Origin of the sequence: Streptomyces sp. PU-14G, assembly GCF_041028275.1 — a bacterium.
Classification (GTDB): domain Bacteria; phylum Actinomycetota; class Actinomycetes; order Streptomycetales; family Streptomycetaceae; genus Streptomyces.
On record NZ_JASKYT010000211.1, the window covers coordinates 1 to 11372 of the forward strand.

Annotated in this window: 9 protein-coding genes, 1 tRNA gene and 1 pseudogene; 3 read left to right on the forward strand and 8 right to left on the reverse strand. The window is 71.0% G+C overall.

Features of this window, described 5'->3' with window-relative positions; all coding sequences use genetic code 11:
- Positions 1 to 929 precede the first annotated feature (929 nt).
- The 3 genes and pseudogenes from AB8Z75_RS22470 to AB8Z75_RS22480 all read right to left on the reverse strand — a co-directional run.
- A pseudogene (locus tag AB8Z75_RS22470) lies at positions 930 to 2747 on the reverse strand (glycosyltransferase family 2 protein); the annotation flags it as partial.
- Between the two features lie 251 nt (positions 2748 to 2998).
- Entirely contained in the window at positions 2999 to 3784 is a 786-nt protein-coding gene (locus AB8Z75_RS22475) for a FadR/GntR family transcriptional regulator (protein WP_369204776.1), read from the reverse strand.
- A gap of 55 nt (positions 3785 to 3839) precedes the next feature.
- Complete coding sequence (locus AB8Z75_RS22480) at positions 3840 to 4961, reverse strand: winged helix DNA-binding domain-containing protein (protein WP_369204778.1); 1122 nt, start codon at positions 4959 to 4961, stop codon at positions 3840 to 3842.
- Positions 4962 to 5236: 275 nt separating this feature from the next.
- On the opposite strand from AB8Z75_RS22480, the gene AB8Z75_RS22485 reads away from it, so the two are divergent.
- Positions 5237 to 6247: a DUF3533 domain-containing protein gene (locus AB8Z75_RS22485; protein WP_369204780.1), complete on the forward strand. Its 1011-nt coding sequence runs from the start codon at positions 5237 to 5239 to the stop codon at positions 6245 to 6247.
- A 106-nt stretch (positions 6248 to 6353) separates the two neighbouring features.
- Positions 6354 to 6427 (forward strand) — tRNA-Lys (locus tag AB8Z75_RS22490).
- A 120-nt stretch (positions 6428 to 6547) separates the two neighbouring features.
- Here AB8Z75_RS22490 and AB8Z75_RS22495 read toward each other — a convergent pair.
- The 5 genes from AB8Z75_RS22495 to ehuB form a co-directional block, all read right to left on the reverse strand.
- On the reverse strand, positions 6548 to 7339 hold the full coding sequence (locus tag AB8Z75_RS22495; RefSeq protein WP_369204782.1) for an IclR family transcriptional regulator: 792 nt from the start codon (positions 7337 to 7339) through the stop codon (positions 6548 to 6550).
- A gap of 210 nt (positions 7340 to 7549) precedes the next feature.
- Positions 7550 to 8374, reverse strand: a complete 825-nt coding sequence (gene ehuA / locus AB8Z75_RS22500; RefSeq protein ID WP_369204784.1) for an ectoine/hydroxyectoine ABC transporter ATP-binding protein EhuA — start codon at positions 8372 to 8374, stop codon at positions 7550 to 7552.
- Positions 8364 to 9014 carry an ectoine/hydroxyectoine ABC transporter permease subunit EhuD gene (gene ehuD / locus AB8Z75_RS22505; RefSeq protein WP_369204786.1) on the reverse strand — a complete coding sequence of 217 codons (651 nt, stop codon included), beginning with the start codon at positions 9012 to 9014 and terminating at the stop codon, positions 8364 to 8366. Before ehuD ends, ehuA begins: the two co-directional genes overlap by 11 nt.
- A complete protein-coding gene (gene ehuC / locus AB8Z75_RS22510) occupies positions 9014 to 9754 on the reverse strand; it encodes an ectoine/hydroxyectoine ABC transporter permease subunit EhuC (protein ID WP_369204788.1) in 741 nt (246 codons plus the stop codon). Before ehuC ends, ehuD begins: the two co-directional genes overlap by 1 nt.
- Complete coding sequence (ehuB, locus tag AB8Z75_RS22515; RefSeq protein WP_369204790.1) at positions 9751 to 10677, reverse strand: ectoine/hydroxyectoine ABC transporter substrate-binding protein EhuB; 927 nt, start codon at positions 10675 to 10677, stop codon at positions 9751 to 9753. Before ehuB ends, ehuC begins: the two co-directional genes overlap by 4 nt.
- Before the next feature lie 133 nt (positions 10678 to 10810).
- Here ehuB and AB8Z75_RS22520 point away from each other — a divergent pair, with 133 nt between their 5' ends.
- Entirely contained in the window at positions 10811 to 11332 is a 522-nt protein-coding gene (locus tag AB8Z75_RS22520) for a DUF3830 family protein (protein WP_369204792.1), read from the forward strand.
- The last annotated feature ends 40 nt before the right edge of the window (positions 11333 to 11372 follow it).

Genomic DNA, 11372 nt, shown 5'->3' on the forward strand with positions numbered 1-11372 from the left:
CCGCTGCTCGGCGAGGGGCCGTCGGCCCAGCCTTCGCCCGTACCGGGGTACGCCTGGGCCGCGGCCCGGTGCCCGCCCGGCCCGCGGCCCCCGCGGGTGGCGGCCCGGTGTGCGTCGGCGTCCGTGAGGTGCCCGTTCGAGCCGGTGAGGCGACCGCGCGGTCCCGGGGCGCCATGGGCGGCGGCCCGGCGGGTGTCCTGGTCCGGGAGGTGTCCGTGCGAAGGAGCCGTACCGGCGTCCGCCCCGGGGTGGCCGACCGGCGCGGTGCGGTCCGGGTCCGGGTGGCCCGGCGCGGGGCTGCACGCGCCGGACTGCGGCGCGGGGGCGGGCGCGACGTCCCAGGCCTCGGTGGCCTCGGGGGCCGTCGGCTGACGCCGCCTGCGGCCCGTTCCCGGGGCCCACTGGCCGGGGCCCGCCCACGCCGCCTCGGTGGAGGGCGCGGCGGGCTGCGGAAAGCCGCGGCGCCCCGTGCCGGGGAGGCCCTCACCTTCGCCGTGCCCGGCGAGGGGCCCGTGCGGGGCGCCGACCGGTACCGCTGCGGCGGGAGCCGGCGCGACCTCGCGCAGCACGCCTGCACCGGGCGCCCCCGGCGCATTGCCGTACCCGGCGGCGGCAGCGGACGCCCCCGGCGCATCGGCAGCGGGCGCACTCGGCGCATCGGCGTACTCGGCGGCGGCAGCGGGCGCACTCGGCGCATCGGCGTACCCGGTGGCGGCAGCGGACGCCCCCGGCGCATCGGCAGCGGGCGCCCCCGGCGCATCGACACCGGGCGCACTCGGCGCATTGCCGTACTCGGAGGCGGCAGCGGGCGCACTCGGCGCATCGGCGTACCCGGCGGCGGCACCGGGCGCCGCCCCCGGCGCATCGGCGTACCCGGTGGCGTCGCTCTGTCGGCCGTCCGCAGGGCGGCTCCGTGCCCGCCGGCGCGCCCTGCGGCGCTTCTCGGCGCGGACGGTGACGCGCCAGCCGATGATCGGGGCCGCGGTGATGAGCAGCGCGAGCCCGGCCCAGGTGAGCATCGCGGGGTGGTCGTGGCCCAGGAAGAGGGAACCGACGAGGGAGCCGCCGAAGATCGCGAGGAAGAACAGGTGGATGCGGAACGTGCCGAAGAGGGTGTCGGGGCTGGCCGAGTTGCCCTTGGGGGTGACGACGAACTTGCTCTTGCGGCGGAGCACCGTATCGAAGAGGGAGCGCGCGTAGATGGGCGCCGAGAGCGCGGACATCAGCATGCCGGCGAGCCCGCCGGAGCCCTCCGGCTCGTGCGGGGAGACGTTGTGCCGCCGGTTCCAGATGTAGAGGCCGATCTGGAGAGCGGTCGCGTTGCCGTACAGCGCCATCCACACGGTCGGGTCGATCTGCACGCCGGAGGCGCCCATGCCGAGGAAGAGGGCGCAGGAGAGGGCGGCGAGGATCCAGTTGAGTGCCGAGATCGGGTAGAAGATCATCAGCATCGTGTAGTTGAACAGCTTGCCCAGCGGCATGGAGCCGAAGCCGCGCCAGTACTGGCCCAGGATCGTCTCGTAGGTGCCGCGGGACCACCGGAGTTGCTGGGTGAAGAAGTCCGTCCAGGCGTTGGGGCCCTCGCCGACGGCGAGGACGTCGGGGGTGTAGACGGAGCGCCACTTGTTGCCGGTGGCGGGGTTGCGGTGGCGGTGCATCTCGAAGCCGGTGGCCATGTCTTCGGTGATGGAGTCATAGAGGCCGCCGATGGACTTGAGCGCCGAGATGCGTACCGCGTTGCTGGTGCCGACGAACATGGGCGCGTCGTAGGCGTTGCCGGCGCGCTGGATGAGGGCGTGGAAGAGGAACTGCTGGGACTCGGCGGCCTTGGTGACGAAGTTGTCGTAGTTGCCGTAGACCTGGGGGCCGATGACGAAGCCGACGTCCGGGTCGCGGAAGTAGCCGAGCATCCGCTCCAGGTAGTTGGGCAGCGGCACGTGGTCGGTGTCGACGCCGGCGAAGTAGTCGTAGGAGTCGCCGTGGGCGTCGAGCCACGCGTTGTAGTTGCCGTGCTTGGTCTTGGCGCGGAAGGCGCCCTTCCCGGTGTTCCACTGCGCGACGCCCTTGCGGGAGAAGTGGTGCACTCCCAGGCGGCGGCAGACCTCCTTGACCTCGGGGTCGTCGCCCTCGTCGAGCAGCCAGACGTGCAGGGTGCCGCGATGCCGCACCCGTACGGCCGCCTCCAGGGTCTTGGTGACCATCCCGATCGGCTCCTTGCCGGGCACGAACGAGGTGAGGAAGGCGACGCGGGTACCGGCCTCGGGCACCACGGGTATCGGGTCGCGGGCCACCAGGGTGGCGTGTGCGTTGGATATGACGTTCAGCGTGCGGAACAGCTCGATCAGCCCGATGGAGACGAGCATGACGATGTCGAGCTTGAGCACCAGGTCGGATACCTCGCCGGCGTCGCGCTTCGTCCAGTGCGCCGGCTGCATCAGCCACACCAGGAGCCCGGCGGAGAGCAGGGGGGCCAGGCACAGCAGGAAACCGGCGCGCAGCCGGTGCGGTTCGTCCGCGAGCAGGCCGCGGTAGGTCACGCGGTAGGGCCTGCCGGGCTCGGGGCGGGTGAGCGGGCCCGCCAGGCGGCTGTAGTGCTCGTAGTCGTAGCGGGGCGCGGCGCGATCCCAGGGGTGCGGTGAGGGGGTTCTGGGCGGTCTCGGTATGCGCAGTTTCGCCGTCCGGGTCGGGTCCTGGTTCTCCTGCGGGCTCGAGACCGGCTGCCGGGCACCCGTCGGCGGCGTCGTCATGAGACCTTCCCCCCGCACGCAGCGCGCTGCGTGCCTCGTGCTGGCCCGAGTCCCGCACCCTCGGCCCGGGCGCGGCAGACTTCGGCCGCCGTGCGCGGGAGACGGGTGCGGGCCGGTTCGCGGTTCCCCTGCGGTCGTTCGATCGTGTGTGCCAGCCGTTTTCCGTGCTCCCCCAGCACGCCTGGACCGATCGGTAACCGCACGTCAGGTTGTCGGACTCGTCACATGAACGCAAGGCCGGTAGGGGCGGTTTAGCGCTGTTGTGGCGTTATGGCGGCGACAGATGTGACGGATGAGCCATCGAATCGTGGCTGTCGCGTGGGGGGCTCCGACGGGGTCGATCGGAGGCGTTCACGGATGTCGCCGAAGTGGTCACGAACGGCCTCTTCCGCGCGCCGTACGTCACCGGCACGGACCGCGGCCAGGATCTCGGCGTGCTGCCGCCAGGTCACCACCGGATCGGCACGCGGCTCGGCCAGATCCGTCCGCACCCGGTGGAAGGCGTCCCAGAACGCGTCCAGCACCTCGCTCAGCAACGCGTTGCCGAGCCCCGCGTAGAGCGCCGAGTGGAAGGCACGGTCCGTCTCGGCGCGCACCGCGCCCGCGTGCGCCTCCTCGCGCATCTGCGAAACGAGCGCCTCCAGCGCGGCCAACCGCTCCCCGCCCGCACCGGGCTCACCCCCGTACTCGGCGACCAACCGGGCCATCAGCCCCGTCTCCACCGCCTCGCGCAGCTCCAGCAGTTGCAGCAGGCTGCTCTCGCCGCGGTAGTGGCCCGCGACGGTGCGGAAAGAGAGCTGCTCGGTCATCGGCGCCATGGACATCGCGCCGACGTACGTGCCGAAACCGTGCCGGATCTCCACGATGCCCATCGCCTGGAGCGCCTTGAGCGCCTCACGCACGGAGTTGCGGCTCACATCGAGCCGCTCCATCAGCTCGGACTCCGTCGGCATCGCCGCGCCGGGCGGCATCCGCTCCTCGATGATCAGCCTCTTGATCCGCTCCTGGATCCGACCGAGCCTTCCCCCGCTGCGCACCTTTCGGCCTCCTTCAGACGCCTCCCGGCGTCAGCCTACGCGGGGCGGCGCCAGCCTACGCGGGCCCCGGCGGACGGGGCGCGGCGAAGGTCACCTGGCGAGGCACGGGCCGCCCGTCGGTCGCGAACTCCAGCAGCCGCTCGCCCTCCTCGGCCAGCGCCTGCTCCGCCTCGTCCGCCAGCCGCCCGAACGGCGTCAGGGTCAAGCACGCCGCCTTGCGCCCCGTGTCCGCCTTCCACGTGCCGCGCACCCGTCCGTCCACCAGGAAGGTGCCGGGCACCTGCCCGTTGCGGGTGGCCAGCGCGCGGCGCACCGGCTCGTCCATCAGGCGGGAGCGGTCGGCGTGCGAGAGGACGAGACTGTCGTACTCGGCCAGGAAGCGCACGGGCACGGGCAGTTCGGCGTGCGGGCGCGGCGCCTCGGGCAGGTCGAACAGTTCGCGCCCCTGCTCGTCGGTGAAGACCCGCAACTGCGGACGCAGCCGCTCCATCACCTCGCCCAGCCGGGTGAGCCCCGACCAGGTCTGGGCGTCCCGCACCGAGGCGGGACCGAAGGCGCCCAGGTAGCGCAGCACCATGGTCTCCACGCACGGTTCGGCCGCCACAGGCCGGCCCAGCCAGGTCTCCACCGTCTCCAGCAGGGGCTGTCCCGAACGCCCCCACAGCCCGCGCGGAGGGACCTGCACGAGCGGCAGCAGGTAGCGGGCCGCCATCGACAGCGCCCGCGCCTCCACTCCGGGCCACCGCTCCCGCAGGCGGTCGCCCAGCACGCTGCCCGTCATAGGGCCCTCGGCGAGCAGGTCGCGGGCGGCCTGTGCCACCTGCCACACGTCCACCTCGCCCAGTGCCCTGGCGTAGTGGGAGCGCAGGGCCCGTTCCGTCACGACCCGGGTCAGGGCCCGCAACTGGAGGGCGTCGCGGTCGCTGACGAGGTGGAGGGTGCCACGCATCACCGTGATCCTGACCGCCTCGCGGTCGGTCAGCAGGCGGGCCAGCTCGCCGGGGTCGAAGCCCTCCAGCCTGCTCCACAGCGCGAAGTACGGCGGCCCCGGCGCCTGCACCTGGAGGCCCACCAGGTGTTCGAGGGCGGCCAGGGCGGGCATCCGGGCGCGCTCGATGAGGAATTGGCGGGCGAGCAGGGCGCGGCTGAGCGCCGGACGCGTCAGGGCTGCGGGCATGCCAGGAGTCTCGCCCATGGCCGGGGACTCCGCCACGCGCCGGCACTTCACGGCGTGCCAGAGAGTCCCACCGCGGCGCGCCCCCGGGGACCACTTCACGGCGCGCCAGAGAGGCCCACCACGGCGCGCCCCGGGGACCATTTCACGGCGCGCCAGGGAGCCACTTCGCGGCGCGCCCGGGAGGCCAACAGCCGGGAAAGAAGCGGGCGATGCGGTATGGATGGGAAATCACTCGCAGTGGTACCGAAAACGGAACCCTCCAAGGAAACGGGTCCATGCACAACGCCACCTCCGGCGCCGGAGCCCGCGGCGCGTTCACTCCCGGCACGCTCGCTCTCGTCGCCGGTGTGTTCCTCATCCAACTGGGCTTCCTGCTCTCCTACATCGGCTCCTTCCACCACCCGGACCCCCAGGGCATCCCGGTCGCCGTCGTCGCGCCGCAGCAGGCCGCCGACCGGCTCGACGACCTGCCGGGGCACCCACTGGAGCCCACGACCGTCGAGGACGAGCAGGCGGCGCGGGAGCGCATCGAGCAGCGGGACGCCGAGGGTGCCTACGTCATGGACCCGCGCGGCGGCCGAGACACGCTGCTGATCGCCTCCGCCGCGGGCGGTCCGCAGGCCCAGGCACTGCGACGCGTCGGGGAACGGGTGGCCGCCGAGCAGGACCGGCAGCTGAAGGTCGTCGACATCGCACCTTCGGGCGACCGCGACTACGAGAGCCTGACCGCCTTCTACCTGATCGTCGGCTGGCTGGTGGGCGGCTACCTGCTGGCCTCACTCCTGGGAGTGGTCGCGGGCACCCGCCCGTCGCGGCCGGGGGCGGGCGCGGTGCGGCTGGCGGGGGTGGCCGTCTACTCCGTACTGTCCGGGCTCGGCGGCGCGATCATCGTCGACCCGGTGCTGCACGCGCTGCCGGGCCACTTCGTGGCCCTGTGGTGGCTGGGGGCGCTGCTGGTCTTCGCCACGGCGGCCTGCACGATGGCGCTGGAGGCCTTCTGCGGGATCGTCGGCATCGGCATCGCCGTGATCCTCTTCGTCGTCCTGGGCAACCCCAGCGCGGGCGGCGCCTTCCAAAAGCACCTCGTCCCGTCGTTCTGGCGGGCGATCGGCGACTGGATCCCCACCGGCGCGGGCACCACGGCCGTCCGCAACATCGTCTACTTCTCCGGGAACGCCCTGGGCACCCCGCTGCTGGTGCTCGCCGTCTGGGCGCTGGCGGGCACGGTGCTGCTGCTGGTGGGCTCCGTCCGCCGGCGCCAGCCGGGGCTGACCCTGCCGATCTGACCGGGAGTGACGCGGTGGTCGCGCACCGCGGCGGCCCGCCACGGTGGTCACGAGCACCCCCGCGAAGGGGGTAGTATTTCTGTCGTCGGCCGGGGACGGCCGACAGGCGCCGTTAGCTCAGTTGGTTAGAGCAGCTGACTCTTAATCAGCGGGTCCGGGGTTCGAGTCCCTGACGGCGTACCTCACACCGCGTCCCCCTCGGTCACCGAGGGGGACGCGGTCTTTCCATGGGTCCGCGTCCCGCTTTTCACGGGTTCGCGTCCGTAGTGCGCGCAGGTCAGCGGCGTGCGGCGGCGGTCCTCACAGCGCCAGCGACAGCATCACCGGGGCGGCCCGCTCGCTCAGCAGCTCGGCCGCCTTGCGCAGCCGGTGCGCCTCGGTGACGGGCAGTGACAGCGCCAGGCAGCTCACCGCGGAGCCCGCCGTCACGGGGACCGCCGCGCAGACGGTGCCCACCGCGTACTCCTGGAGATCGAGGACCGGGACCGTCGACGGCTGCCTGTCCAGGCTGTCCAGCAGCTGCCGCTTGTCGGTGATCGTCCGGGAGGTGAGCCGCGGCGTCCTGTGGCGGGCCAGATGGTCGGCGCGCCGGTCGTGGTCGAGCTGGCTGAGCAGGCATTTGCCGAGCGCGGTCGCGTGCGCGGCCGAGCGGAAGTCCACCCACTGGTTGACCGCCGGGGTCGTGGGCCCGTCGGCGACCTGGGCGCTCTCCAGCTCGCCGTCCTGGTACCGGCCGAAGTAGACGGCGGCGCCGACCGTGTCCCGCAGCTCGTCCAGCGTGCTCTGCAGGCGCTCGCGCAGTGCCCTGGCGCGCTCCACCCCCGAGCCGAGCAGCACCAGCGCCTCTCCGACGACGTAGCTGCCGTCCTCCAGCCGGGACAGATAGCCCTCGCGGCACAGCATCCGCAGCAGGTGGCCCAGGCGGACGTGGGGCAGCTCGGCCTCGCGCGAGATCGTCTCCTCGCACACCCCGTCCCGGTGCCGGGCGGCCGACTCCAGCACCCGCAGCGCGTACCGCACCGAGCCGAAGGGCGTGACCGGCTCCCGCTCCGGCTCCTCGGCCGGGCCTGAGGACGGTTGGAGTAGCGTCACGGTGTCCCCCTGGGGTTGTGACCGTCCGCACCGTCACCGGCCCGTGGGCCGCGGCGGTACGGCAGTACGTCCACGATAGCGGTCAACCGCGCCCGTCGGCGGGGCCGTTGCTGCTATCGGCATATGCCAGAAGGCTGAATGCGCCCCCGGGTGCGCCCCCCTGTGCGCCCCTCGGCGCACAGGGAGGAAGCGACGACCGGCCAGTGCCGGTCACAGGACGGCGCTGAGGAACTCCCTGGTCCGCTCGTGCTCCGGGTCGCTGAAGATCTTCTCCGGCGACCCGGACTCGATGACCCGGCCCGCGTCGAACATCAGCACGTCGTCGGAGATGTCCCGCGCGAAGTTCATCTCGTGCGTGACGCAGAGCATCGTGATGTCCGTGGAGTGCGCGATGTCCCGCAGCACGTCCAGCACACCGGCCACCAGCTCGGGGTCGAGCGCCGAGGTGACCTCGTCCAGCAGAAGCACCTGCGGGCGCATCGCCAGCGCACGCGCGATCGCCACCCGCTGCTGCTGACCGCCGGAGAGCTGGGTGGGGTACTTGTCGAGGTGATCGGTCAGGCCGACCATCTCCAACAGCTCGCGCGCCCGCTGCTCGGCCTCGTCCTTGCCCATGCCCAGCACGTGCACCGGCGCCTCGGTGATGTTGCGGAGCACCTTCATGTTGGGGAAGAGGTTGAACTGCTGGAAGACCATGCCGATCTTCTTGCGCACCTCGCGCGAGTGCTTCTCGCCCGCGGGCACCAGCTTGCCGTTCCGCTCCTCGTGCGACAGGTACTCGCCCGCCACCTTGATGGTGCCCTCCTCGGGCTTCACCAGTGTCATCAGCAGCCGCAGAATCGTCGTCTTGCCGGAACCCGACGGGCCGATGAGCGTGACGTGCTTGCCGGACGCCACGTCGAAACAGAGGTTGTCCAGCACCACGTTGCTGCCGTAGCGCTTGGTGACGTTGTCGAATCTGATCAGCTCGCTGCCGTCGACCGCCGGGTTCGTGGCCTCGGTCGCAGCGGCGCTCGGGGTTTTCTCAACGGACAAGACGACGCTCCAGGGCTCGCGTAAGCAGGGATGCCGGGTAGGCGATGACGATGAAGGCGATACCGATGACCGTGATCGGCTCGGTCGGCTGGAAGCTGGTCGCGGTGAACTGCCGCGCCTGGCCCAGCATCTCCAGCGCGCCGATCGCGGCGATCTGCGGCGAGTCCTTCAGCATCGCGATGACGTAGTTGCCCAGCGCGGGCACTACGCGGCGGATCGCCTGAGGCAGGATGACGGCGCTCCACGTACGGCCGCGCGGCATGCTCAGCGCGGTGCACGCTTCCCACTGTCCAGCGGGGACACCGTCGATGCCGGCGCGGTACACCTCGGCCGTGTACGTCGAGTAGTGCAGACCCAGACCGATGATGCCGGTGGTCAGCGCGGAGAGGGTGACGCTCCACTCGGGCAGCACGTAGAACAGGAAGAACAGCTGCACCAGCAGCGGGGTGTTGCGGACGAACTCGGTGACGGCCGTCACCGGCCAGCGCACCGCCTTCAGCGGCGAGCGCTGCGCCATGGCCCACACCAGGCCGAGCGCGAAGGCGATCAGGGAGCCGAGCACCAGCGCTTCGAGCGTGACGAGCACGCCGTCCCAGAAGCGCGGCATGAAGTCACCGACAGCAGACCAGTCCCACTGCATCAGGCCGCACCTCCCTGGCTGGAGCGCGAGACCGCGGTGACCTGCTTGACGTCCGGCTTTCGCATGCCTTCGCTCTTCGTCGGAGCCTGGCCGATGCCCGCCTTCGCCTTCCGCTCCACCGCGCGCATCACACGCGTCAGCAGGAACGCCAGGACGAAGTACATGACCAGGATGATCGTGTAGACCGGGGCGCTCTCACCGAGCGCGTTGCGCACCAGCGAAGCCCCGAAGGTGATGTCGCCGACTCCCAGGACGGACACCAGCGCGGTGCCCTTGAGCAGCTCGATCAGCAGGTTGTTGGCGGGCGGGATCATCTCCGGCCACGCCTGCGGCAGCGAGATCTTCATCAGCCGCTGCCAGGGCGAGAAGCTGAGCGCGATGCCCGCCTCCTGCTGGGCGGGCGCGACGGCGGCCAGCGCCCCGCGCACGATCTCCGAACCGTACGCGCCGTAACTCAGGCCGAGCGCGAGCACCGCGGCCCACATCGGCACCAGCTGCCAGCCGAACGCGACGGGCAGCACGAAGAACATCCAGAACATCAACACCAGGGCCGAGGTGCCCCGGAATATCTCCATGTACAGGCCGGAGACGAACCGGACGATCCACAGCCTGTTCGTCCTGGCCACACCCACCACGAAGGCGACGAAAGCGCCCAGTGCCGCGCTGAAGACGGTCAGCTGGACGGTCACCCACACGCCCTGGAGGAGCAGCTCCCACAAACCCGAGGTCAGGTCCGTCATGCGCAGCGCTCCTTCGCGGTCATCGTGGTCATCTCCTCCTCCACGAAGCCGAACGGCTTCATGATGCGGAAGAGTTCGCCGCTCTCCTTCATCTTGTGCAGCTCACGGTTGAAGGCGTCGCGCAGCCTGGTCTCGTTCTTACGGAAGGCGAACGCGCCGGTGCCCAGGTCCGGTTTGCCGTCCAGCTTCGGAGTGAACGCCTCCGTGAACTCGGCCTTGCGGCTCTTGGTCTGCCTGACCACGTTGCGGACGGTCACCGCCGTCCCCGCGAAGACATCGGCGCGGCCCTGCTCGACGGCCAGCAGCCCGGCCAACTGGTCGGGCAGCAGCAGCATTTCCGACTCCTTGAGTCCCGCCTCCTCCGCGTAGGCGATCTCGGCGTAGCCGGTGCCGGTCGCCATCTTCGCGCCGGCCTTCGCGATGTCCTGGTAGTTGTTCAGGTTCTTCGGATTGCCCTTGCGCACGATGAACGCGTCGCGCATCTCGTACTCGGGGTCCGCGAACAGCACCTGCTCGCACCGGGTGGGCGTGATGTACATGCCCGCCGCGACCACGTCGAACTGCTGCGAGTTGAGCCCCGGGATCAGCGAGTTGAACTCGGTCGGGAACGGCTGGACCTTCGCGACACCCAGCCGTTCGAAGATGACCCGCGCGATCGCGGGCGAGGACCCCGTCAGTTTGCCGTGCTTGTCGATGTAGCTGTAGGGCTGTTCACCGGCGAGGCCCAGTTTCACCGTGCCCTGCGCCTTCAGCCGTTCCAGCAGATCCCCCCCGTTCTCGGTGTCCGCGCTGGACACCCGACTGCATGCGGTTGTCGCCCCGAGCGCACTCACCGCACCCAAGGCCGCCGCTCCCGCGAGCAGCGACCGACGGTTCAAACGTCTCCCGGCACGAGTGGTGTTGTTCCTCTGTGGTGGAGCCATGGGCGCGCGGCTACCCAACCGGGATGAAGATATGCGGATCATTTCCAGCCTGTGATGGGGTCGCGACATGCCCGATGTCTGGGCCACCATTGACCCGTCATTGCGCAACACGCCCACCTGGTGCGGAGACACGATGCCTGATCGCTTCATCGAAGTGTCGTTGGACAAGCGGGGAGTCAGCTGCACGGCAAAGCTGCTCGACGACCGCGCACCGATCACCTGTGCCGCCGTGTGGGACGCGCTGCCACTCGGCGGCGACGTCTTCCACGCGAAGTACGCGCGCAACGAGATCTACGCGCTCATCCCCCCGTTTGCTCCGCAGGAGCCACCGCTGGAGAACCCCACCATCACGCCCATCCCGGGCGACCTGTGCTATTTCACGTTCACGGACACCCAGTTGTCGACCTCGTCCTACGGCTACGAGGCCGCGGCCGAGCAACGCGGGAACGAGGCCGCACACGCGGGGCGCAACACCGTGGTCGATCTCGCGCTGTTCTATGAGCGCAACAATCTGCTGATCAACGGCGATGCGGGGTGGGTGCCCGGCATTGTGTGGGGGCAGGTCGTGGAGGGCCTCGATGAGATGGCCGAGGCCTGTCAGGACCTGTGGCGCGCGGGGGCCCTCGGCGAAACCCTCAACTTCCGCCGAGCCTGACCCCCTCTGGGGACCTGCCCCCATGTCCCCCCTGTGGGGC